21 protein-coding genes are annotated in these 25214 nt (G+C 37.1%); 8 read left to right on the top strand and 13 right to left on the bottom strand.

Going from position 1 to position 25214, the window contains the following annotated elements:
- Positions 1 to 16 precede the first annotated feature (16 nt).
- Positions 17 to 1234, top strand: coding sequence for a glycosyltransferase (locus tag H9L23_RS14215; protein ID WP_317175260.1), 1218 nt, complete (start codon positions 17 to 19; stop codon positions 1232 to 1234).
- A 26-nt stretch (positions 1235 to 1260) separates the two neighbouring features.
- On the top strand, positions 1261 to 1896 hold the full coding sequence (rsmG, locus tag H9L23_RS14210) for a 16S rRNA (guanine(527)-N(7))-methyltransferase RsmG (RefSeq protein WP_025143895.1): 636 nt from the start codon (positions 1261 to 1263) through the stop codon (positions 1894 to 1896).
- Here rsmG and H9L23_RS14205 read toward each other — a convergent pair whose 3' ends face one another.
- From H9L23_RS14205 to H9L23_RS14175, 8 genes are all read right to left on the bottom strand, one after another.
- On the bottom strand, positions 1897 to 3174 hold the full coding sequence (locus H9L23_RS14205) for a M56 family metallopeptidase (RefSeq protein WP_187591039.1): 1278 nt from the start codon (positions 3172 to 3174) through the stop codon (positions 1897 to 1899).
- 404 nt (positions 3175 to 3578) lie between these two features.
- Positions 3579 to 3950 (bottom strand): BlaI/MecI/CopY family transcriptional regulator, encoded by a 372-nt coding sequence (locus H9L23_RS14200; protein WP_187591038.1) that lies wholly within the window; start codon positions 3948 to 3950, stop codon positions 3579 to 3581.
- 178 nt (positions 3951 to 4128) lie between these two features.
- On the bottom strand, positions 4129 to 5106 hold the full coding sequence (locus H9L23_RS14195; protein WP_187591037.1) for a M28 family peptidase: 978 nt from the start codon (positions 5104 to 5106) through the stop codon (positions 4129 to 4131).
- 12 nt (positions 5107 to 5118) lie between these two features.
- On the bottom strand, positions 5119 to 5529 hold the full coding sequence (locus H9L23_RS14190; RefSeq protein ID WP_187591036.1) for a type II toxin-antitoxin system VapC family toxin: 411 nt from the start codon (positions 5527 to 5529) through the stop codon (positions 5119 to 5121).
- Positions 5529 to 5738: a DUF2281 domain-containing protein gene (locus H9L23_RS14185; protein ID WP_187591035.1), complete on the bottom strand. Its 210-nt coding sequence runs from the start codon at positions 5736 to 5738 to the stop codon at positions 5529 to 5531. Before H9L23_RS14185 ends, H9L23_RS14190 begins: the two co-directional genes overlap by 1 nt.
- Positions 5739 to 5797: 59 nt before the next feature.
- Complete coding sequence (locus H9L23_RS26885; RefSeq protein WP_262892368.1) at positions 5798 to 5926, bottom strand: hypothetical protein; 129 nt, start codon at positions 5924 to 5926, stop codon at positions 5798 to 5800.
- 65 nt (positions 5927 to 5991) lie between these two features.
- Positions 5992 to 9531 (bottom strand): chromosome segregation protein SMC, encoded by a 3540-nt coding sequence (gene smc, locus H9L23_RS14180; protein ID WP_187591034.1) that lies wholly within the window; start codon positions 9529 to 9531, stop codon positions 5992 to 5994.
- 224 nt (positions 9532 to 9755) lie between these two features.
- Positions 9756 to 12059, bottom strand: a complete 2304-nt coding sequence (locus tag H9L23_RS14175) for an ATP-dependent helicase (protein ID WP_187595491.1) — start codon at positions 12057 to 12059, stop codon at positions 9756 to 9758.
- Between the two features lie 357 nt (positions 12060 to 12416).
- On the opposite strand from H9L23_RS14175, the gene H9L23_RS14170 reads away from it, so the two are divergent.
- The gene (locus tag H9L23_RS14170; RefSeq protein WP_187591033.1) at positions 12417 to 12740 is read left to right on the top strand and encodes a DUF493 family protein; all 324 of its coding nucleotides are present in this window, start codon (positions 12417 to 12419) and stop codon (positions 12738 to 12740) included.
- Positions 12741 to 12987: 247 nt separating this feature from the next.
- Here the strand turns inward: H9L23_RS14170 and H9L23_RS14165 are convergent, their stop codons facing one another.
- Genes H9L23_RS14165 through H9L23_RS14155 form a run of 3 tightly spaced genes read right to left on the bottom strand, consistent with a single transcriptional unit; the run spans position 12988 to position 16071 of the window.
- The gene (locus H9L23_RS14165; RefSeq protein ID WP_187591032.1) at positions 12988 to 14496 is read right to left on the bottom strand and encodes a PH domain-containing protein; all 1509 of its coding nucleotides are present in this window, start codon (positions 14494 to 14496) and stop codon (positions 12988 to 12990) included.
- Positions 14493 to 15041 carry a PH domain-containing protein gene (locus tag H9L23_RS14160; RefSeq protein WP_187591031.1) on the bottom strand — a complete coding sequence of 183 codons (549 nt, stop codon included), beginning with the start codon at positions 15039 to 15041 and terminating at the stop codon, positions 14493 to 14495. The genes H9L23_RS14165 and H9L23_RS14160 overlap by 4 nt, the downstream gene beginning before the upstream one ends.
- Positions 15042 to 15096: 55 nt before the next feature.
- Complete coding sequence (locus tag H9L23_RS14155) at positions 15097 to 16071, bottom strand: SGNH/GDSL hydrolase family protein (RefSeq protein WP_187591030.1); 975 nt, start codon at positions 16069 to 16071, stop codon at positions 15097 to 15099.
- 258 nt (positions 16072 to 16329) lie between these two features.
- On the opposite strand from H9L23_RS14155, the gene H9L23_RS14150 reads away from it, so the two are divergent.
- On the top strand, positions 16330 to 17700 hold the full coding sequence (locus tag H9L23_RS14150; RefSeq protein WP_187591029.1) for a dipeptidase: 1371 nt from the start codon (positions 16330 to 16332) through the stop codon (positions 17698 to 17700).
- Between the two features lie 949 nt (positions 17701 to 18649).
- On the top strand, positions 18650 to 19630 hold the full coding sequence (locus H9L23_RS14145; RefSeq protein WP_187591028.1) for a glycoside hydrolase family 43 protein: 981 nt from the start codon (positions 18650 to 18652) through the stop codon (positions 19628 to 19630).
- Between the two features lie 19 nt (positions 19631 to 19649).
- Here H9L23_RS14145 and H9L23_RS14140 read toward each other — a convergent pair whose 3' ends face one another.
- Entirely contained in the window at positions 19650 to 20897 is a 1248-nt protein-coding gene (locus tag H9L23_RS14140; protein ID WP_187591027.1) for an MFS transporter, read from the bottom strand.
- A gap of 129 nt (positions 20898 to 21026) precedes the next feature.
- Here H9L23_RS14140 and H9L23_RS14135 point away from each other — a divergent pair, with 129 nt between their 5' ends.
- The 3 genes from H9L23_RS14135 to H9L23_RS14125 are packed head-to-tail and all read left to right on the top strand — an operon-like array spanning position 21027 to position 23917.
- Entirely contained in the window at positions 21027 to 21989 is a 963-nt protein-coding gene (locus H9L23_RS14135) for a phytanoyl-CoA dioxygenase family protein (protein ID WP_187591026.1), read from the top strand.
- Positions 21990 to 22010: 21 nt separating this feature from the next.
- Entirely contained in the window at positions 22011 to 22976 is a 966-nt protein-coding gene (locus tag H9L23_RS14130; protein ID WP_187591025.1) for an SAM-dependent methyltransferase, read from the top strand.
- Positions 22977 to 23023: 47 nt separating this feature from the next.
- A complete protein-coding gene (locus H9L23_RS14125) occupies positions 23024 to 23917 on the top strand; it encodes a glycoside hydrolase family 25 protein (RefSeq protein WP_187591024.1) in 894 nt (297 codons plus the stop codon).
- A gap of 191 nt (positions 23918 to 24108) precedes the next feature.
- On the opposite strand, the gene H9L23_RS14120 is transcribed toward H9L23_RS14125, so the two are convergent.
- Entirely contained in the window at positions 24109 to 25206 is a 1098-nt protein-coding gene (locus tag H9L23_RS14120) for a mandelate racemase/muconate lactonizing enzyme family protein (RefSeq protein ID WP_187591023.1), read from the bottom strand.
- Positions 25207 to 25214: the final 8 nt, after the last annotated feature.

The raw sequence follows: 25214 nt of genomic DNA, 5'->3' as shown, positions 1-25214 counted from the left end.
CCAAAAATAGCAAAAATTGAGGGCATTATTTTGTTTAATTTTTTATCCACATAAAAGTGTTTTACAGATTAAAAATGAGAAATTTGCGCCTATTTATTTTACCATCGTGATATTAACCCCGCTTGAAATTATCCTGCTCTCGATATTGGCTTTTTGCCTTTTGGTTCAGCTCTATTATGTCCTTTTTGTTCATTTAAAACTGGCCAGGGTTGGGATTGAAGAGGTACCAGTATCGGCACGTAAACCAATAAGTGTTATTGTATGTGCCCGGAATGAAATTGTAAATCTAGAGCAATATCTTCCTTCATTATTTAGTCAAAACTACCCTGAATTTGAAGTAGTTGTGGTTAATGATCGCTCCTGGGATGGTACAGAGGAGTTTTTAGAACAACTGGAGAAGAAATATTACAACCTCAAAGTTGTAAAGATTTTAGATAATGATAAGTTTATTGCGGGGAAAAAATTTGCTGTAACCATGGGTATAAAGGCTGCTAAATACGATTGGTTGGTTTTTACCGACGCCGATTGTATGCCTGCATCTGAACATTGGCTGATGGATATGCAGCAGCCGGCTGATGAAAATACTGAAATTGTATTGGGTTATTCTCCTTATATGAAAAAAAGAAGTCTTTTAAATGCACTGATCAGGTTTGAAACCTTTTTTACCGCAGTAAATTACCTTTCTTTCGCCTTAAAAGGAATGCCATATATGGGTGTTGGACGTAATATGGCTTACAAAAAAACACTTTTTTTTAAAAATAAAGGCTTCGCAGCGCACATGCATATCCCATCTGGTGACGATGATTTATTTGTAAATGCACATGCTACTAAATACAATACCGAAATTCGTTTACATCGTGATAGTCATGTTTGGAGCGAACCAAATAAAACCTGGAGGGGTTATTTGAGGCAGAAAAAGCGCCATTTCGGAGCAGGTAAACTGTATAAATCAAAACATAAGTTTATTTTGAGTCTTCAGATTGTGTTTCAGTTTTTGTTTTATGGCTTTTTTGCCGCATGTATGTTTTTTAGTCGCGAGGCACAATATGTAGCCCTGGGAATACTGGCACTAAGCATTATCATCAGGTGTTTTATCTATCCAAAATTGCTGAAACGATTAAACTATGGCGATTTGCGTTGGTGGTTCCCGATTTTAGATATACTTTTGTTTGTATTTTTAATGCTGAACGGATTTTTAGCCCTATTTGGTAAGAAAAAAGTAAACTGGAAATAATTCAATAATCCTTTAGAAATTACAATATGCTTGATGTAAAGCCCGATATCATTTTAAAATATTTTCCTGACTTAAGTGAAAAACAGATTGCCCAGTTTTCGCAACTGTTTGAGTTATATAGCTTTTGGAATGCACAGATCAATGTAATTTCGAGAAAAGATATTGAAGAATTATATGAACGCCATGTACTGCATTCGTTAGGGATAGCGAAGGTTTGTACGTTTAAAGCCGGCGAATCGGTTTTAGATGTGGGAACCGGTGGCGGTTTTCCAGGTATTCCGCTGGCAATTTTATTTCCTGAAACGCAATTCTATCTGGTAGATTCTATCGGGAAAAAAATTAAAGTGGTAAAAGAAGTGGCTTCGGCACTTGGACTGGATAATTTAAAAGCCGATCATTTAAGGGCAGAACAGGTTAAAGAAAAATTTAATTTCGTGGTTTCGCGGGCAGTTACCCGTTTGGGCGAGTTTTATCCATGGATACAGGGAAAATTTAAAAAAGATTCATTAAATGCCATTCCAAATGGGATTTTATATCTAAAAGGTGGCGATTTGGCTGATGAGATTAAGGAATCAAAACTGAAAGCAGAATTATATCCGCTTTCAGCTTATTTTGAGGAAGATTTCTTTGAGACCAAGTATGTTGTTTACGTGCCTCAGTAATTATTTTAAAGTGATTGTTCCTCTTATAACTTTTGTTTTTTTGCCTTTAGGCTGCAATATGGTGAGTTCATAATTATAATAATTGCTTGCATCGAGTTTTTTTTTAGTAAAGGCATTTAACTTTCCGTCCCAATCATTTTTATAGTCAGATGAAATGTAAACTTTCTCTCCTCGGTCGCTATAAATTGAAACCGTTTTTTTGCCCTGTTCCGATTCAGGAGCGATTAGTTTGTCACCTTTTGTCCGATCTAAATCTACATCGATATGGTAGACATCATTATTGGCGTCTTTATTTTTAATTGGTGGCGGTGGCGCTAAAAGAACCACTTTTTTAAGTTTATTATTATCCGTTTTTAGGGGAGGTGGAGGAGATATTTTAGGTGCATACTGTATATTATCGCCGGTAATTTCAATTGCTCCATTTTTACCCTTTTCTTTCCCATATTTCTTAATTGCCTCTAACTGGCTAAGGTAATTTACCGACTTTGTATTACGTACGCCATAAAAGGTACTGTTATCATCTACGGGCTGTCCATTAATTATTATATATCTTTTTTCGAGTTTTATTATTTCATTCGTTTTTCCATTATACTGTGTTCTTGGATAAAAAAATGTTTGCTCATCAGGTTTTACAATAGGTGGTGGAAATTTAATTTGATTAACTTTATAAGAAGATTTTTTCTGTTTAACAGTTGGTCTTGCTTCTATTGCAAGCGGCGCTGGTAATTTATTTTTATCGACTTTCATAATGGTATCCAGTTTTACAGATTGCTTACTAAATGAAGAGCCAAGCTCTACAAATCCGTAATCTTTCGTAAATGCTATAGTAGAAATACATAGTATCCCTACAGTTATTGGCAATACCAATAGCAGTTTGAGCCTTGCCCAGCGTGCTGATTTTTTTTGATTGAGCATACTAATTCGTTTTTTTAATATGGATGAACTAAATATTTGATTAGTGAGGGTTAAATTTTTTATGCCTGTTGAATTTTGGATAAGAAACATTGCGTAATGATACTTTTCAATATCGTTTTTAGTAGTTTCTTCGTCGGCCAGGTATTCGTGGATCAATTTAATATCCTTTTTAATTAGATAGGAAATAGGATTGAACCAATTAATAATCTGAATCATTTCGAATAAAAGTACATCCAAACTATGTTTTTGTTTAATATGAACCAGTTCGTGCTTCAAAATGGTGCTCTTCTCTGGTAATTGGGGATCAATGAAAAGCATATTGAAAAATGAAAAAGCAATTTTAGAATCCTTCAAATCGATCATTTTTACGCCATTTTCGAGTACAATTGATGGCAGTTTAAGCATTTTAATAATTTTAGATAAACTGAAAACCATTTTAAACAGGAAAGCAACGGTAACTAAAATGTAAATTGCTATGATAGCATTGTTAATGTTTAAAATACTAGGCTGATAATTATCTGGAGGCAAATTACCTGTAGCCACAACCTGATTAATTACCATGGTTGGTTCTATTGTAATCTGCGCGGTGAATGGTTCCTTTAAAAACCCCAATTGAAAAAATGGAAGCAAGAAAGCCAGTATCGAACTGAAAATCAGGTAGTATCTGTTTAATTCGTAAAAGGTTTCCCTGTGGAGAAATAATCTATAAAATCCATAAAACAGGATAAGGTATAGATTTGCTTCGAGTAAATAATATAGCCAGCTCATCACTTGTCTTTTTTAAGTTTTTCTGCCAATTGAATAATTTCGTTGAGCTCTTCGGTACTCATACTTTTTTCTTTGACCAGAAAGGAAACCAGGCTCTCATAAGAGTTTTCAAAGTAATTGTTCATTACCTTGTCGAAGGCAAAACGTTTATAATCAGTTTCTTTGATGATAGGGAAGTAGATGTGCGTATTGCCAATGGCTTTATGATCAACAAAACCTTTTCCCTCCAAAACCCTGATTACCGTAGAAACCGTATTGTAAGCGGGTTTGGGTTCATTCATTTTTTCAATAACGTCTTTTACCAGGGCTTCGCCCATTTCCCAAAGGATGAGCATCACCTGTTCTTCTGCTTTTGTGAGTTCTTTTATCATAGTAACTATTTTTGTAGTTCGGATATATGAAGTTACTACTATAAAAATAGTTTGCAAACTATTTTTATAGTTTTATTTTTAATTAATTGATAATCAGTGTTATATTTTTTATTTTTAAAAATAGAATGCATAAAAAAACCTGCCGGATAGAGCAGGGTTCAATTTATTTCATAATTTTTTAGAATCTTTCTGATTTTCTTGGATTGTCCATCATCCTCATTTTATCTTTTAGTAACAGCTGTAAGCCTGTTTGTTTATCGATGTTTTTAACCACATCTAATACAGCGCTTGCCGCATTGCTGAAAAATAATTTGGTAATGGTCGAATATTCGTCGGTTGCTTTGTGATAATCTTTGTGGTCTTCAACACCAAAATATAAAAAGGGGATATTTTTAGCATTAAATGCACCTTGATCACTTTGGTTGGTCCAATCGTCATGACCTTGCTTTGGGTCGTCGTGACCGAAAAGTACTTTGATATTGGTTTTTGCAGTATCTACGAATTTTTTTAAATCAGGATATTTGAATGTTCCGCATACATATAACTCACCCTTATCACTGTGGCTGATCATATCCATATTGAGGTCGATTGCAATGGTATTGATGTTCACAGGTGGATTACCTACAAATGCTTTTGCGCCTTGTAAACCCATTTCCTCTGCATCAAAAGAGGCGAAAATGATAGTGTTATTTGGCTTGTTCTTCGCAAAGTATGCCGCAATTTTCAACAAACCTGCAGTTCCTGATGCATTATCGTCGGCACCATTAAAAACTTCATCTTTTACCACGCCTAAATGATCGTAATGCGCTGATACCACAACAGCATTGGTACTTTTACCGGGAATGTATCCAATAATGTTGGTTCCGTTTACTTTTGCACCACTTCTACCGTTAAAAGTGAATTCCTGAGCATAGTTTACATGTTGAGGATATGATTTTAAGCCTAGTTTTTGAAAACGTTCAATAATATAAGCCCTGGCCATTTCTGCTCCTTTTGTGCCCGTTTTCCGGCCCTGGTAAGCATCTGATGATAGTACTTCTACATCTTTTAATAACTGAGTATCTAATTTGCCGGTATCGGTAGCTCCAGTTTGATTTTTTACTGATGAGCAGCAGCTTAGCATCATGGCTAAGGGAAGGATATAGAGGATTTTCATGATTATAAAGGGTTATTGCCAAAGCAATTTTAAAATATTTGCATAAAGTTTGAATTTTTCATCAGCAGATAGGAGCGTTGCTTCTTGTTGTATCGCAGAAGAGATTAGTAAGCGGTCGAATGGATCTCTGTGTTCATTCAACAATGGAATTTTATTGTAATTAAAAATTGCAGAATTTTCTATGTTTAAGAAAGTAAAGCCATCTAATAATGCTTGATTGTAAATATCTTCAGCAGTTACACTAAAATTGGGGAGTTTACCAAGAGCCTGCTTAATTGATATTTCAAATAAACTGATTTGACTGAAATAGATTATATTTTCTACATTTTGAAGAATATCTAATACTTTTTTAGGGATTTTTGGATTATTTTCCTGAAACCATATTAACCAGTGTGTATCTAAAAGGTAGTGATTAGATGCCATTACATATACTCTTTTAAATCATCTAAAGGATCGTTAAAATCATCTGGAATTGATATCTTGCCTTTAAGTGCACCTGGAATTCTTTTATCAAGAACCGGTTTATCTTCTGTTAAAAAAGTAACAATAACTTCCGTTTTTGTATGTACAGGCGCTTTTTCTTTGAGCGTTATTTTTCCTTTTTCGTAATATCCTTTAACTGTAGCTAACATATCTTTATCGTTATTAACAAATATACATTTTTCGTTACGCTATTCAAACGCTGTTTAGTTTACTGTATTGCGTTGCTAAACCTGATGGAAATGGAAATTCTTTTTATTTGCAGCAATCCTGAATATGCTGTCATGCTGAGGTACGAAGCATCTGTTTCGTAGGTTGTAGATGCTTCGTACCTCAGCATGACAAAAAATATAATGACTGAAACGATAGGTTTTGCTTAGCCTTTCTGCTTTTAACTTTCAGCTTTTACGCCGCTACTTCCCTTAAATCGACCGCTACAACCCTCGAAACGCCTTGTTCTACCATAGTTACGCCATAAATAATATCGGTACTGGCAATAGTGCGTTTGTTATGCGATACAATGATAAACTGTGATTGATCGGAGAATTTACGGATAATATTATTGAATTTATCGATGTTGGTATCGTCCAATGGCGCATCAACCTCATCGAAAATACAGAAAGGTGCAGGTTTTAACAGGTAAAGTGAAAATAACAGGGCAGTAGCCGTTAACGTTTTTTCTCCACCAGATAATTGATTGATGGATAAAGGTCTTTTACCTTTCGGACGGGCCACAATGTCGATATCAGCCTCTAAAGGATTATTAATATCTGATAAAATAAGGTCACAGCTATCTTCTTCATTAAATAAAGAACGGAAAACCACGATAAAATGTTCCCGAGCCTGGGTAAAGGCCTGCATAAATTTATCTTTCGCCGTATCGTCTATTTCTTTAATGGTTTGTAAAAGATCAGTTTTGGCTGCATTGAGATCCTTTTTCTGGTTCTGGATAAAGGTATAACGCTCTTCCATTTCTTTAAAAGCCTCCATAGCCATAGAGTTGATGGCACCAAACTCATCCAACTGACGCTTCATTTTTTCTACTTTCTGGCGCAGTTCGAACTCGCTTTCCAGCGCTTCAATTTCAGTCTCGGTTTCTAAAAGATCATTAATATCAATATTAAATTCGACAGCTAAGCGCTCTTTTAAGGCATTTAAATCGATTTTTAAAGCATTCTTTTTATCCTTGATCTCCGTTAACAGAAAATCGGTTTCTTCACGGTTTTTACGGATATTGGTCAGGTCGTTCTCCACTTCGTTGATACTTCCTTTACTCGTAAAATAAGCTTGTTCGGCTTCCGCAAGGCCTTTTTCCATTTCCTCACGTTGCTGGTACATCTCTAAAAGCGTATCATCATTCAGATCGGTATGTTGTAAAGTTGCGGTAATCTGGGTTAAAGCTTCCTGTAATTCTTTGTCGTTTTGGGCAATGCGTTTATTCAGCGCTTCTTCCTGTACGAAACGATAATCTAAATCTTTTTCCAGGCTTGAAAGTTTATTCTGTTGCTGGTGGAACCGGATATTGTCCTGATTATATTTACCCGCGCTTTCATTTACCTGGTCGGCAATTTCCTGATAGTTAAGCTGTTGCTCTTGTAAATTAACGTGCGCTTCCTGCTGGTTTTTTTGCAATTGAACCAAAGCAGGTAATTTTTCCGATAAAGCCTTTTCAATCGATACGATCTTTTGGGCGATATCGGTTTTGCGATTTTCGCTGGTGGTGATAAACTCCTGGTATTGATCGCGACGAGTCTGAACAGAAATGTGTTCGTTGTTTAAACGGTTCATTTCCTGTTGTAAAGCGTTGATCTGATTAATTTTTGACGCCTCTTTCAGGTTAAATATATTATCTGTTTCAGCTTTAATTGCGGCATCATACTGGTTAATCAATGAGTCTGAAACCTTGATTTCTTTGGCCAGGTTTTCTAAATTCTTTGCACGGCCAATTCTCTTACCCTCAAATAAGCCCACAGAACCACCGGCCAGGGTAAATTTAGTTTGCGCATATTTTCCATTTTTGGCCAAAATGGTTAAACTATCGGTTGGTGTTTCTTTGAAAAGATTTTCCTGCTCGGCTATTGCGATATATACATTTTGTAAAAGGAGGTTGCAGAGGTGCTGGTATTTTTTGTCGACTTCAATAACCGATAAAGCAGAAATGAGACCTTCATGCGAGCCAATAACCGGGTTTTTATCGGGAACATTCTCTAATATAAAGAAATTAGCTCTTCCACGGCTGGCATCTGTTAAAAGATTAATGGCCTGAACCGCATCGGCATATTTTTCTACTACGTAATGATTCATTACTGGTTCGAGGTAATTTTCTATGGCAATTCGGTAATCCTCATTACAGAATAAGATATCAGAAAGGAGTAAAGCGCTTTTGGCAAAAGCATTGTTTTTCTTTAAAAAACGGATCGACTCCGGAAAACCTTCTAAACTATCAACCAGCGATTTAGTCAGGTTATACTCGTTCTGCTTGGCATCTTTTTTACGGTTTTCGGTCGTTAATTTTTCCTTGTTCGAACTTAAGTTGCTTTCTGAAGCGGCTAATTTGTCTTTTAAGATTTCTTCAGCTTCCGTCAGGTTTTTAATATTGGCCTGTTTTTCCCTCACCTGGATATCCAACTCAGCCAAAGCATGGTCAAATGCTTTTAATTCTAAGGTTTTGGTTTCGGTATCATCAACATTTCTATTGCTTTCCTGTACCAGGGCATCTTTTTGGATGTTGAGGATATCAATTTCTTTTTGCGATTGATATACATTATTCTGCAGTTCATTAACCGATTTGATCAGGTTGTCAATCCTGTTTTTTTCGGTTTGCTGTTGTTCACGAAGGGTATCGAGTGTAGATTTTAAGCTTTTTAAATCAGATTCTAAACGGTTAAAAACCTCCGTTTCTGTTACCACTTCCTCATTTAAACGTTTAATGTTGTATTTGATGTGGTTAACCTGATTTTTATCTTTTTCGAGTTCGCCGGATAAGCGTGTTTCTTTTTCCTGTAAAAAGCGCATCTGCTCGTTTTTTACTTTTTTTTCACTTTCGTAAGCGCGGATTTTGGAAACAAACTCGTTTGTGGCCTTTTGTTGTATCGAAAGATTTTTTTCCTGACTAATGCTACCCAGCTTCAATTTTTGCAGTTCTGCTTCGCCAGTATCTATTTTAGTGTTAAGTTCTGTCCGGTTTACCTGCTGGTTTTGCTCCTGTATTTCTAAAGCATTTAAGTCGGTACGAAAGAACGCAATACGATGAGTAGCCAATTGTACGCTCAATTCGCGGTACTGCTCTTTTAATTTATAATAACGTTCTGCTTTACGGGCCTGATTTTCTAACGTTTTAAGGTTTTTTTCAATCTCAAAGAGTAAATCCTCAACCCGTTCTAAATCGGTTTCTGTATCTTTTAACTTGTTGAAAGTCTGCTTTTTACGTAATTTGTATTTCGAAATCCCAGAGGCTTCCTCAAATAAGGAACGGCGGCTATGTTCTTTATTGGTAATGATTTCATCAACCATTTTAAGCTCGATGATCGAATAACTATCTGAACCGATTCCGGTATCCAAAAACAGGTCGGTAATGTCTTTTAACCTGCACTGAACATCGTTTAAACGATATTCACTATCACCGTTTCTGTAAAGTTTACGGGTTACGGTAACCTGCGAGTATGCGGTCGGAAGAATGTTTTTGGTGTTATCAAAGCTTAACGAAACTTCGGCTAGCTGTGCTTGTTTACGGTTTTTTGTTCCATTGAAAATGATGTTCTCCATCTTCTCAGAACGTAAGGCTTTGGTGCTCTGCTCGCCCAAAACCCAGCGCATGGCATCAATTACATTGGATTTTCCGCAACCATTAGGCCCAACAATAGCCGTAACCCCCTCATTAAAATTGATGGTCACTTTATCGCCAAAGCTCTTAAAACCTTTAATTTCTAACCTGGTAAGTTGCATGGTTTGTAATCGGGAGAACCGACCCCAATATTAAGTATAATTTTGTGTTTTTTCAAGTGGTTTTAACCGCAAGGGTTGCAGAGAGAAAAGGGAAAAGGACGCAAAGTGAAAGGATAAATTATTCTATCATCCACATTACATTTTCCATAATTAACCACGAAGGCACAAAAACACAAAGTATAAATTAATGCTCTTCGTGACTTGGTGCCTTTGTGGTAAAAAACTTATTTCACAATCATCAGTTTCGCAAATTTAAGCAGTAACTGTTTGTTGCCTAATCCTTGAAAAAATACTGTTGCTTTTACATCGGGTAATGTTCCTTCTAAGCTGATGATTTTTCCAAAACCGAATTTTTCGTGTTCTACTTCCATACCACCTTGAAATTCATGGGGCTGCGATGGAGTAAAGCCTGGCGTTGGGATGTGTGCTTTAGCTAATAACGTAGTGGTTTTTGGTCGCGCTGGTGGGGCAGAGGCAGTTGCGCCAGCCGCTGGTTTTGGTTTGCTGAAGAAATCGCGTGGCTGCGAAGTCCATGTTTTGCGCTCATCATCAAAATTACCATCAAAAGAATTCGATTTAGCAGGTTTTACATCCAGCTCTAAAAATTTCGGGTTAATTTCATTAATGAAACGGCTTGGTTCGCAATTGGTTAGCGTTCCCCAGCGGTAACGCGAGGTTGCATAAGTAATGGTTAACTTAATTTCCGCGCGGGTAATGGCCACATAAAATAATCGACGTTCCTCTTCCAGGTCGGAGCGGGAGTTAACCGACATTTGAGAAGGGAAAAGGTTCTCTTCCAAACCTACAATAAACACGTTTTTAAACTCCAAACCTTTCGCCGAGTGGATCGTCATTAACGAAACTGTATCCTTGTTCTTATCACCATCCTTATCATCATTGGTTAACAGGGCGACATCCTGCATAAAGATATCAAGTCCTTTTTCCTCTATATCTTCACGCTCTGCAAATTCCTTAATACCGTTTAATAACTCCTGGATATTCTCGTAACGCGCACGTCCTTCAACACTGTCATCCGTATAAAGCTCTTTTAAAATGCCTGTATGCTGTGCAATAAACAATGCAGAGTCGTAAGCATCAAGTTTTTTCGCTTCAGCCTGAAAACTCTGTACCATCATTGAAAAATCGTTCAGTTGATTGGCCAAACGTCCGTCAACATATTCGTGTGCGTTCGAAATTACATCCCACATGGTTTTTCCATTCTGGTCTGCCGCAACAATTATTTTATCAATAGAAGTATCGCCAATGCCACGCTTAGGGTAATTAATTACCCGTTTAATGGCTTCTTCATCTTTCGGATTAAAGGTTAAACGGAAATAAGCAATTAAATCTTTAATCTCCTTACGCTGGTAAAAAGATGTTCCGCCATAAATTTTGTAAGGGATATTCAGTTTGCGCAAACCTTCCTCCATCGCCCTGCTTTGTGCATTGGTACGGTAAAGAATAGCAAAATCGTGATAAGTGTATCCTTTTAAGCCGCGCTCCTGGATAATCGATTCGGCAACCAGTTTACCTTCTTCATTATCGGTAAAAGCACGCGCAACCTTAATCCTGTCACCCTCAACATTTTCAGAAAATACATTTTTTTCCAATTGGTTTTTGTTGTTGGCAATAATGCTGCTTGCAGCATCAACAATATTTTGGGTAGAACGATAATTCTGTTCTAATTTATAAACCTTTAAATCAGGATAATCGCGTTCGAAATTTAAAATGTTCTGGATATTTGCTCCACGGAAAGCATAAATACTTTGCGCATCATCACCCACTACACAGATGTTTTGATAAGCAGCCGCCAGTTTTTTTACAATGGTATATTGTGAAAAGTTGGTATCCTGGTACTCATCTACCATCAGGTATCTAAATTTCTGCTGATATTTATTTAAAACTTCCGGATGTTCTTTTAACAGGATATTGGTTTTAAACAATAAATCGTCAAAATCCATTGCACCGGCCCTGAAACAACGTTTGGCATATTGTTCATAAATCTGCCCAATAAGCGGTCGTTTATTTTGAATGTCTTCTGCCTGGATCTGGTCATTGGATTGATATTCACCCCAGGAGATCAGGTTGTTTTTTGCAGATGAAATTCTACCAAAAACGAAATTTACCGCATAAAGTTTATCATCCAGTTGCATTTCTTTTAAAATGGCACGCAGTACACTTTTGCTATCGTCGGTATCGTAAATGGTAAAATTGTTCGGATAACCGATTTTTTCGGCCTCAACACGCAAAATTTTCGCAAAAACGGAGTGAAAGGTACCCATCCAGATGTTTTTCGCCTCAGCGCCAACCACTTTACTAATACGCTCGCGCATATCCTTACTCGCTTTATTGGTAAAGGTTAAAACCAGAATGTTAAATGGATCGGTACCGGTTTGAATCAGGTGGGCTACACGAAATGTAATTACCCTGGTTTTGCCCGAACCTGCACCCGCAACAATCATTACCGGTCCTTTTGTGTTTTCTACTGCTGCTCTTTGTTGTGGGTTTAATCCTTCTAAATAATTCAAATCGGCTCCTGTTTTTTTGAGGTTCAAAAATAACAATTATTGGGGTTTTTTGCCAAAGTTGTTAGTAATTAGTTAGGTGTTGTGAATTGAATTTTATTTTAATTGATTTTGAGGAAAGCCACATCCTCGTTTTATTAGCATCGTTACTCCTTTGCTTTGCTCATACGCCTTCAGGCCTTTTGCACTAGGCCGGTATCCGCTTCGCCAAGGTTTATTTTAAATGGGGTTTTGCTGCTATTGAGGGTTTAAACCCCTCATTATTCGACCAAAATGGCGGGATTTTGTATTAAATAAATGCAGTATGCTGTCAGAATTACACCTTAATGATTTGGGTATAGAATTTGATATGTTTTCATTATGGAAGAGAAAAAAATAAATAAGGATATTGAGCTTACCGATATCCCAGATGGGGATAACAAAGATATTTATGTGAATTTAAAAGAGAAATTGGAAAGTGTTGAAAAATTTCCAGGAGTTTACAATTTTAAATTTATCATTACTGGCGGCTTAGATAAAATACAGGACTTACGTGCCATTTTACCTGATGATGAGTTTATTGAGCAAGCTTCAAAAACCGGGAAATATGTTTCGATTACAGTTAAAAAAACAATGCAAAATGCTGATGAGGTGATTGCTGTTTATAAGAAAGCTGGAAACATCAAAGGAATTATGATTCTCTAGTTTTAAATGGTATAAAATTATTTTGCAAAATTAATGTTATGGTCTGCGGGATTGGCTTGCAGGCCTTATACTCGAAACAACTATCTCAATTTGCTAAGGTTCAGCTAGGTTAAGTCTGTGCTATTATTCAAAGGGATAAAATTCATAACTTTAAAATTTATGGTAAATGATGGTTCTTTGAAGCACGAACCACATAATACGCATAATTTACCCTTTCTACCTTCCACCTCGAAACCCTCCACCTTACCTACATCCAATCTTCATTTCCACTCTCTACCTGGTACAACCAATAATTAACCAGCTGTTTAATTTCTGTATAATTACCATATTTGAAATGGATCTGACCTGCGGCGGTATGTAAAGAAAGATGACCAACATCAACACCCTTATGCCATGGATACTGAAAAGTGGTAATCGCCTGAATTTTATTGGGTTGTACAATTTCATTCGAAATATCCCATATCCCGCTTGTTTTAATAATGAAATCCTGATTTACTGAAATGCGGTGCCTTCTGTAACTGATATAAATCATCAGTACACCAATAAGAAAGTAGGGAATTGCAATACCGATAAAAGGTTTCACCTCGGGGATATTTAAAGCCAGGATTAAAAAGATTGAAACGGGTAAAACCAGTTTGAAAAAAATCGGTAAGTTTAGAAAACGCCAGTCGGGAATAAAGGTTTTTCCCATTAAGGGTGCATCACCCAATATCATTTTTAATAACTCATCACGCTCAATAGGGTTACAGCCTGGTATTTCCAAAGTATTTCCTTGCAATTCATGTCCTTTTTTACTTTGCCCAAAATGCGCCTGCCTTAAACTCATATTCAGCATGTTCATCTTCTTTTGAAAATAATTCTGGCTGTATTTGGTAATCTGCACTTTATTTGGACTGATCAATGTATTTTTCTTGGCAATCAGTCCAGAAGAGAGGAGCATGGCATCTTTATGCTGACTGATCTGGAGTTCGAAATATTTATAAAAGGTCCTAACCAGATTGATAATCAGCAATACAATTAAAAGGCATGCAATTAAAATGAAAACCGTAACAATGGTCAGCATTCCTGTTAACGTGCTCTGAATTTCATCTTTGTTAATTTTAAAAGCATCAAGCAATTGCCGGCCTTCATAAATAACCGTATAAAAAAAAGCGGCAAGTAGAGCTAAACTTTGTCCGTAATTAGAAGTTAAGCCAACCTTAAATAAGGTAAAACCACTTATCCTTAAAAAGGGCGCTTCATCCTCCAAATGGTTTTCATGTACCTTTTCCGGTTGCACTCCATCTACAGCCTTTCTATTCAGCAGATGCGCCTGAAGGTTGTAAGCAGCAGTTTCGTTAATAGCTTTTATACTTACTTCTTCGCCATGTGCACCCGCAGTGTCGATTTTTAAACCATAAACACCGATAATTTTCTGCAGAATATTCTGGTTAATGTTAACCTGCTGAATTTTATCGAGTTGAATAATGACCTGGTCGCGATTGAATATGCCTTTATTTACTACAAATTCCTGCTTTTCTTTATCCAGGAAGAAGGTGAATTTTAAATACCATAAATAGGCAAATACGAAGCTAATTAAAATGATTGCCAGGATGCCCATTATCAGGTAGATAAATGAGGTACTCGACATTTTTACAAATGCTATAATAAATAAGAAAAAACTTGCCTTTACAATTTTAACCAGGGTATGCGCACCCATTATAATAATGCCAAAAGCCGATTCGCGTTGTGGTTTACTAAAATCGTTGTCCATCATATTTCTGTTTCAGTGCCTGGGTTTTCGAGCAGGTCTAATTTTTTCAAAAGTAAGTCCCTGATGCTTTTTGCTTCTTCTATTGCGATGCCTGATATGTGGATATGCCCGGTTTGGCCCCCGGCAGTAAATAGCTGTAGCGATCCTAATTTGTATATCCTTGAAAAAATACCTTCGTTTAATTCAATATGCTGAATCCTGTTTAAAGGAACAATTGTGGTCGATTCGGCTATAATTCCACTTTTATAAATTACATCATGTGTACGTACCGCGTAACCACGTTTTTTAAAACTTAAACGGAAAAGAATGAAAAAAATAACCGCCAGGATGAAATAAACAGGGACAATCCAAACTGCATTTGGTTGTATTTCATCAACAAACAATAAAAGCGAAGTAATGCCAACTCCCAGCAGCACAAAAAAAATCACCAGGTTGATACAGATAATTTTCCAATAACTGGAATGGGGTTGTTTTAGTGAAATTTCTTCATACTTCGGAAGATGATTAAGATCAATGGTTTCGTTCGTGAAAGATGTATCGGAGGACATAATTAAAATTATAACACGTATTAATCAAATATCTGACTAATATTTAATGCTTTTGTTACCTCGCTACAATAAACTTTTTCGCGGTATTGTACTGTCCTGAATCGGAAGAGATTTTAAAGAAATAAATGCCAGGTACAAAAGTAGAGGTATTAATCTCTAAGGTATGTTTACCCGTATTCAAATATTCATTTACCACTGTTTTAACCAGGCGGCCCATTAAATCGTAAATCTGAATGTTCAGTTTGTCCGATTCGGGCAAAACCACATCAATAAAAGTTTGCATTGCCGCAGGGTTTGGGTAGTTCTGAGAAACGGTAAACTTTAGGAATTTATCAAAAATAGCTTTGTTAATGGCATCAAAAATTACGTAACTTACTAATCTGTAGCCACGTGCATTTGGGTGAAAAGCATCCTGATACAGGGTAAAATCGCGCCTCATGGCTGCATTTACATCCGCAAGGTAAATCTTATATTCTGTGGCTAATTTTCTGTAAGCCGCATTAATATTCCTAATGTTGGTGTTTACGGCAACATAACCTTTATTAGTCCTGTCATCAACAAACTGAAGGGTGCATAAAATGGGTACTAATTTTTGTTTCAAGCTCGAAGTAATAAATACCCGCATGTTGGCCACTGTTTCTGCTACACTGCCTTTACCTGCAGCAATGGCAACTGCATCATTAATCCCCATATCAATCACAATAAAGCCTGTTCTGTTGGCTATTGCGTTATCAATCCGGAGTAAACCCTGAAAAGTAGTTTGTCCACCTATGCCGTGATTGGTAATATCGACTATTTTATTGGTGTAACAGTTTAAAAAATTATTCTGGAGCATGGTTTGGAAACCCACACCATTTACGCCTTCTACTGTACTGGCTCCAAAAGTTACAATGTTTATACTGTCTTTCGAGTAATATTGGGCTGCTTCGGGGCAACTTACACGGGTGGGGTTTGGCGTTTGAGCGAAAGAATAAATGCGAACAAACAGAAGCAGCAGCAGAGATAAAAATACTTTTGCGCTAAACTTCATTGTTAATATTCTTTCTTACAGGATTTAAGGATATCTGTTAAAGGCGCAATTTACAAAAAAGTAAATATAAATGATACTGTACCTTTCTCTTTTTTACAAACAATAAACTATTTTTTTGTATTCGTTAATAGACGTGCATAAATTTAAAAATCCAGTTTTGAGGCGGAGCGAAATTTTACTTATACAAAGTTATAATTTGTAGCTACTTAGTAGGCCATTTATTTGGTAAAGCCTATATTTGTCCAAATTCATTTTGTTATGCAAGAGATTAAAAATTATGTAGAAACGCACAAACAACGTTTTTTAGATGAGCTGTTTGAGTTGTTGCGTTTTCCGTCGGTTAGTGCTGATCCGAAATACAAAGGCGATGTTTTAAAAACTGCCGATTATGTTGCGCAGAAATTAAAGGATGCAGGTGCAGATAACGTTGAGATCTGTCCAACAGCCGGTTATCCGATTGTGTATGGTGAAAAAATTATAGATGCTTCTTTACCAACCGTTTTAATATATGGTCACTATGATGTTCAGCCTGCTGATCCATTAGAGCTTTGGCATACCCCACCTTTCGAACCAACTGTACGCGATGGCAAAATTTATGCCCGTGGAGCCTGCGATGATAAAGGCCAGTTTTACATGCACGTTAAAGCTTTCGAATTGATGGTGGAGACCAATACATTGGCCTGTAACGTTAAATTTATGATCGAAGGTGAAGAGGAGGTAGGTTCTGCAAACCTTGGTATCTTTGTAAAAGATAATGCCGAGCGTTTAAAAGCTGATGTAGTTCTAATTTCTGATACCTCTATGATCAGCATGGAACACCCGTCAATCGAAACCGGTTTACGTGGTTTAGCGTATATGGAAGTAGAAGTGGTTGGTCCAAACCGCGATTTACACTCTGGCGTTTATGGCGGTGCAGTGGCTAATCCAGCGACTATTCTGTGTAAAATGATTGCTTCATTGCATGATGAAAATAACCACATCACCATTCCTGCTTTTTATGATAAAGTGCTGGAATTAACCGATGAAGAGAAAAAAGCATTAAACGCTGCTCCTTACGATGAAGAAGAATACAAAAAAGACCTTGATATTGAAGAAGTTTGGGGCGAAAAAGGTTATTCTACCTTAGAGCGTACCGGAACACGTCCAACTTTAGAGGTTAACGGGATCTGGAGCGGTTACATTGGCGAAGGCGCAAAAACGGTATTGCCAAGTAAAGCCAATGCCAAAATCTCGATGCGTTTGGTGCCACACCAAAGCTCAGAAGAGATTGCCGAAATTTTTACCAGGCATTTCGAAAGCATTGCACCTAAAAATGTAAAAGTTAAAGTTACCCCTCACCATGGTGGCGAGCCGGTGGTAACCCCAACTGATAGTATCGCATACCAGGCTGCAGAAAAAGCAATTGAAGATAGTTTCGGCAAAAAAGCAATTCCTACGCGTGGTGGTGGTAGTATCCCGATTGTAGCTTTGTTCGAAGAGGCATTGGGCATCAAATCCGTACTTTTTGGTTTCGGTTTAGATAGTGATGCGTTGCACTCACCAAATGAAAAATACGATATTTACAATTATTATAAAGGAATAGAGACTTTGCCGCTGTTCCATAAATATTTCGCGGAATTGAGCAAATAAGTCATCTTATTTGTCAGTCTGATCCGAGTCAAAGATCATCCCTGCCTATTTTTATAAGCAGGGATTTTTTTTGCCATTTTTTGAAAATGAGCAGTTTGTTTTTCATAGATGCTGTAGTCCCGCCATTCGCTTCAATCTTTTGTGTTACTGTTGTGCTGAGTTTAAGAGCGGTGCAACAAAAAGTATTTTCGCTACTGTCAGGTTTATTTAACAGTGGTCTGTTTTTCAGCGCAAAACCTGTTCCTGCAATAGCATTAATGATGCACCTTAAAGCCCCAGATAGTACAGTTTGTCCTGCCAGCTAAACCCGACCGGAGTGTAAAACCCACAGCCCGAAGCATGAGGGCGAGGATTTGAAACGAAGGGCGGGACTGCTGAAACCGAAAAGCACTGTTACTGCTTTCCAAAACAGGATAAATAAATTTAAACTTAATTGTTAGTCTGAATGAAGTCGAAGATCATCCCTTCCTATTTTTATAAGCAGGGATTTTTTTTTGCCATTTTTTGAAAATGAGCAGTTTGTTTTTCATAGGTGCTGTAGTCCCGCCATTCGCTTCAATCTTTTTATGTTACTGTTGTGCTGAGTTTAAGAGCGGTGCAACAAAAAGTATTTTCGCTACTGTCGGGTTTATTTAACAGTGATCTGTTTTTCAGCGCAAAACCTTTTTCTGCAATAGCATTAATGATGCACCTTACAGCTCCAGATAGTACAGTTTGCCCTGCCAGCTAAACCCGACCGGAGTGTAAAACCCACAGCCCGAAGCATGAGGGCGAGGATTTGAAACGAAGGGCGGGACTGCTGAAACCGAAAAGCACTGTTACTGCTTTCCAAAACAGGATAAATAAAATTTAAACTTATTAGTTAATCTGAGTGAAGTATAAGACCGTTTATAAGTGCAAAATGATATTGTTAATTTTTAAAGCACAGATTTTTTTCTAAATTGGTACCATGAAACACCTCATCTCATCTCTTTTACTTTTATCGGGGCTCACTTCTTTTGCTCAAGATACTAAAACGATTAAGCAGTCTGGAAATCCAATTTTTCAGGGTTGGTATGCAGATCCTGACGCTGCTATTTTTAACAATAAATATTGGGTTTATCCAACCTATTCGGCAAAATATAAGGAACAGGTATTTTTGGATGCCTTCTCGTCTGACGATTTGGTAAAATGGAAAAAACATCCCCATATTTTAGATACTGCAGCCGTAAAATGGGCCAATAAAGCGATTTGGGCACCTGCAATTGTTCAAAAAGACAAAAAATATTACCTGTTTTTTGGTGCAAACGATATTCAGAGCGATAATGAAGTAGGTGGGATCGGTGTGGCCGTTGCCGATAAACCAGAAGGACCTTATAAAGATCATTTAGGGAAACCTTTGGTAGATAAATTTCATAATGGCGCGCAACCGATCGATCAGTTTGTGTTTAAAGATAAAGACGGACAGTATTATTTAATTTATGGAGGCTGGAAACATTGCAATATTGCCAAATTAAATAAAGATTTTAGCGGGTTTTTACCATTTGAAGATGGCACCATCTTTAAAGAAATTACACCCGATAATTACGTGGAAGGGCCATATATGTTTATCAGGAACGGTAAATATTATTTCATGTGGAGCGAAGGTGGCTGGACTGGTCCTGATTATTCAGTAGCTTATGCTGTTGGCGATTCGCCATTTGGTCCGTTTAAAAGAATAGGAAAAATATTAAAACAAGATGCTGCTATTGCAACTGGGGCAGGCCATCATTCTGTGATTATTAACGAGAAGAAAGGTCAATATTATATTGTTTATCACCGCAGACCATTAACCGAAACCGATGGAAACCACCGGGTTACCTGTATTGATGAAATGAAATTTGATGCAGATGGAAATATTCTTCCGGTAAAAATTACAAACGAAGGTGTAAAAGCCCAAAAAGTAAAATAATTGATGTTCTGCTGGAGATTTATTTGGTTTCCAGCAGCACTTCACTGCTTTCCAAAACCTTTTTTACCTGTGTTTTATTAAGGGTATTAAATCCAAATGTACATAATAGTAACATACAGGCAAGGCCTAACCAAAGCCAGTTATAACCAAGGTTTTCTGCCACTAAAAAGCCCAGATAGGGGCCGGCAAGTTGTGCGAACGACCAGCTTAAAGTGTAACCTGCAGCATATAAACCTCTATTGTGCTCATTACTTCTGCTAATAACGATTGTATTGATGAAAGGTAGAGTAAGCATCTCGCCACAGGTAAAAACAACAATGGTTAAAATGGCCATAACAACATGAAAACTTACCGGAGCACTTAATAAGATATAAGAAATCGAAAATAGAACAGCGCCTATGATGATGAAAAACATGGGCGATCTTTTTGCTTCAATTTTATTGATCATTACCATCTCGAACAGGGCAATTACGGCTCCGTTGATGCCTATTATAATGCCTATGGCAAATTCATCGATATGCCATTCCTGTTTAAAAAACACCGGCACAATCCTGAACATTAAAAAAGCGCAGGTAATAAATATGGTTGTGAGGAGAATAAACTTTACATAGAAAGCATCCTTCCATGGTTTCATAATGACCATACTATTGGCCGTTTCCTTTGCCTTTTTAATGAAACCTTTTACCTGTGGTAAAAATGTGAGGATCAATAAACCCACAATAATACTTACAACACCTTCAACAATAAAAAGTAGTCTATAATTGATGGATGCAATTATACCTGCAAAACTGATCCCTATAGACCAGCCCATATTTGTAGCCAACCTGTTTAAGGAGTACGATCTAGTTAAAGTACCTTCTGCGGAGTAGTAGGCAACTGCTGTAAAATTGGCAGGACGGAAAGCCTCAGAGAAAAAACTTATTACCACTGCCAAAATACATAAACTATAAAAGTGGGTTAAAGTAGAAAACAAGATAAATAGCAGGCCACTTATGATGGAAGATAAAACCTGTACAGGCCTGAAACCGATCATATCGGTTAATTTACCACCTGTTGCTGAGCCCAGCACCGAACCAACACCAAATAAAATGATGATTAAACCTGCATCTGTTACCGATCTATGCAAACTTTGGGTAACAAACAGGCCCATAAAAGGTACCGACATGCTTCCAAACCTGTTAAAGAGTATCACAAAGCTTAGTAACCAGGTTTCCCTGCTTAAACCGCTGAAAGAGGTTTTATAGGTATTGTAAATTGCGGTAATCATAGATAGTGGCGTAGCTCACCAAAAGTAAAACAATGTAGCTGCATTTGCCTTAATTTTTTGGTAATAGCTTGGCAATTTTTATCATAGATTTAATTAATTTTTATTAGAATTGCTATCAATAAGTTAACTATGCTCGCCTCAAACACTCAACAATTAACACCTTGCCCTTTCTTAAGTATCATAAGGGGATACCATGATCCAAAATCTCCGCAAAAGAATGTCGGAGAAGAATATATTTATCAGGAGAAAATCTTTCTCAATTTTTTTCAGATCGGGTTGTTCGAAACTTACCATTTTTTATACAACGAATGTATAGACGACGAACATTTTAAACAATGGATTATACAGTTAAAAGGTGCTGATTTTTACCGACAAGCTACCTTAAAATTTAACCATTGGTATGCGGATGCAGGTCATGTTACTAATAATCGTTTTGTGAGTGTGTTAAGTGAAACGCAGCATCAGTTCTGGGAAAAGAACGGGTATTTAAAAATTGATAAAATAATCGATGCACAACGCTGTAATGCTGTAATTGAACTGATAATCAAAACACTTGGTGTGGATATGGAGAAATCAGAAACCTGGTATAATGATCATCAATTATTGCAGGGGCTTATGCTCCAGCTTTATCAGCATAAAGCGCTTGATGATATCAGGAACGATGAGCAGGTAAAATCGGTTTTTGCAAGTTTGTACGATTCTGGTGCACTATTGCCTAACTGCGAAAAAGTAAGTTTTAATCCACCTGTAAATGGAGATTTTACTTTTAAAGGCAGTCCGCTTCATTGGGATATTGATTTTAATGTCGGCCCAACCTATTATATTCAGGGATTACTCTATTTAAATGATGTTCCGGTAAACCGTGGCCCATTTAGCCTGATTCCGGGTTATCATCGTCAGATTGAAGCAGAACTCCAGCGTAAAAATCCCGAACTATTAATTGAGGAATTGAAAGCGCAAAACCTTGCCGTTCCTGTTGCTGGTGAACAGGGTGATCTGATTTTATGGTTGCAATCTATTCCGCATGCTGCCACGCCCAATCTTTCTGATATACCCAGATTTGTGCAATACCTTAGTTTTAATAATTTTTAACCTATCCAAAAACCCCTCTAAATGGAAACAACGCAACTGAGAGAAGAATTACGCCGAATAAGTGATGAAATTTTGAAACCTGGAGATTTTCACGATAAACTTGCACCTGCTATAACTGACTATGTGACCTTATTATCCAAAATCGTAAAAATCGATAATGACGATGAATTGAATAGAAGACACATTCAAAGTGAAATGGGGCAGGCTATTGGGACATTTTGGGCAGCGCAATGTGTGAAGGAAATTTTAAGGACCCAGCGTTTTGTGAGGAGTTTATATGCTGCCATTAAGGAAAAACTGACTCAAAAAGCAGGTCCGGTTCAGGTGATGTATGCTGGTACAGGCCCATTTGCAGCCCTGGCTCTACCGGTAATGATGCATTTTAGTCCGGCTGAAGTTCAATTCACAATGTTGGAAATCAATCAGCAGACCTATGATATTTTACAACAGGTATTAGAAGCGTTTAATTTAAGGGATTATATAGCGAAGTGCGAAATTGCCGATGCCACAATTTATCAGTTAGAAAATACAAATATCGACATTGTTTTAAGCGAGACCATGAGCAGGGCACTTATAAAAGAGCCACAAGTTGCCATTATGCTTAATTTTGCAAAACAACTACCTTCAGATACTATTTTTATACCCGAAGAAATAAGCGTGGGATTGAGTACACAACAAAAAAGTGGAGCTGAACCCAAATTAATAAAGCCTTTGATTGAGTTTAATACCGCTTTAAGGCAAAAACTGGTCGATAACACGGTTGGTTTTAACTGGCAATTTGATGAAGTGATTGTCGAAAGCGATGTGGAAAAGGATGAACAACTCTATCTTTCTACTGAAATTAAAGTGTACAAGGATAATTTTTTAGGTTTTAATGATTGTTCGCTAAACATATTGGAAAGAATTAAAACAGATAAATTAGATCCAAAAAAAATAAAATTCAGATATGTTTTAAAGGAAACACCTGGCTTTATGGTTTATAATTAATGATTGAACAGCTTTAATTTTAATAACTTTGCTGCATCAGAACAAATATGCCGCCAGAGAAAAAAATCCCCAATAAAGCTCCAACTACCAGAAAACCTAGCCCTAGAAAACCAGCTGCTAGAAAACCTGCAACAAATAAAAAAAAGAAAGGTGTTTTATCAATTCAGCTCAAATTATTTATTGCAGGCTTACTATTGGTTTTACTTTCGCCATTTTATTACGGTTACGTGCTAAGAAGTTTTGTGGCCACCTGGCGATGGGTTAAAGATTGGGGGCAAGATCCTAATTATAAAACTTATGAAAGTTTTAATATCAAAATCCCCAAAAAATATACAGTACATGGCATTGATGTTTCTTACTATCAGGGCAAAATAAACTGGCCAAAGGTAAAGGAAATGAAAGAGGATGAGGTGAGTATCCGTTTTGCATTTATCAAAGCTACAGAAGGCTTATTATTGGTTGATCCATATTTTCAAAGAAACTGGCGCGAAGCACCAAAATCGGGAATTATCTGTGGTGCTTATCATTTTTTCAGGCCGAAAAAGGATGGTAAAACACAAGCTAAATTTTTTCTACAGGTCGTTAATGTCGAAAAAGGCGATTTACCACCTGTGGTGGATATAGAATCATTAGATGGTGTTTCTCCTTTAAAAATGAGGGCTGAACTGTCTGATTTTCTTAATTATGTAGAACTAAAGACTAAGGTTAGACCGATTATTTATACCGGACTAAAATTTTATGAAGATTATCTGGTCGATTTTTTTGATGATTATCCTCTATGGATTGCCCATTATTACCAGCCCAAATTGAGATTGGATAAAAGCCGCTGGAAATTTTGGCAACACTCTGATAAAGCCAAAATTAATGGCATTGGTCATGTAGTTGATTTTAATGCTTTTAATGGCGATAGTTTAGCACTGGATAGATTATTAGTTCGATAGTTGGTTAATTGGTTAATTGTTTGAATTGATTAACTGTACTAAGGGTTAATTGGTTAATTGTTTGAATTGGTTAACTGTAACTAATGGTTAATCGGTTAATTGTTTAAATTGGTTAATCGACTCCAAACGCCAAACTATCTAATTACCACTGTACCGGAAACTAATGAACCAATGACTAATGAACTATTAAACTAAACCGCCCAGCTTTCGCATTTTTCTAAGAAAAACTCATCCGCTTCGGCACCGATGCCTATTTCTTCGGGAATATCTAAAAAGTAGCCGTTGTAAGTGAGGCCGCCAACAACCGGATCAACAAGATGACCTAATAGTGCCGTATCAAGATCGAAAAACTCTACATTCGGGCTTGCAAGGGCGAAATGAAGATTAGCGCTCAAGGCAATCCTGCTTTCGAGCATACTGCCGATCATGCATTTAACACCCGTTTGCAAAGCTTCTTCATGGATTTTTTGCGCTTCTAAAATTCCCCCCGATTTTGAAAATTTAATATTTAAATAAGTCGTAGACTGACTATTGATCAGTTTACGTGCATCATGATGGTTGTAACAGCTCTCATCGGCCATTAATTTAACTGGCGAATTGACGTTCAATTCAGGAAGTTTATCATCATACCAGGTTCTCATGGGCTGTTCGCAGAATTCAATATTGTACTTTTCCAGTTCACCAAGCGCAAATAAGGCGTCGTCGAAACTCCATCCCTGATTGGCATCCAGGCGTAAGGTTAAATCTTTGCCCACTGCTTCGCGGATGTGTTTCACCCTTTCTATATCATCATGAACTTTTTTGCCCAACTTAATTTTTATAATCCTGCAACCCTGACTCTTATATTTCAAAGCTGTTGCCGCCATTCCTTCAGGCGTATCAATACCAATGGTCATATCGGTTTCGATGGTCCGTTTTTGTCCGCCGAGAAATTTATAAAGTGGTAAACCTGCATTTTTGGCTGCAATATCGAATAGTGCCATGTCAAAAGCACTTTTAATGGTATTATTATGGTCGGCATAACCTAAAAGGTCGTTCATTCGTTCGGGAATTTCCAAAGGGTCTTTCCCTTTTAAAATTGCGGCGAAATCTTTAGCCATGGCAATGCAGGTTTCTTGTGTTTCACCAACAATCATCGGGAAAGCAGAACATTCTCCAATACCATGAATACCTGCATCAGTATAAATCCTGATCAATACATTCTGTGCAAAATGCATGGTTCCGGTGGCAATCACAAAAGGTTCCATCGGTATGCTAAAGCGGTATATTTCGGTATGGGTAATTTTCATTTTTTTAA

This window comes from Pedobacter roseus (assembly GCF_014395225.1).
Lineage (GTDB): Bacteria > Bacteroidota > Bacteroidia > Sphingobacteriales > Sphingobacteriaceae > Pedobacter > Pedobacter roseus.
This window is presented reverse-complemented; position numbering and strand designations above follow the sequence as displayed.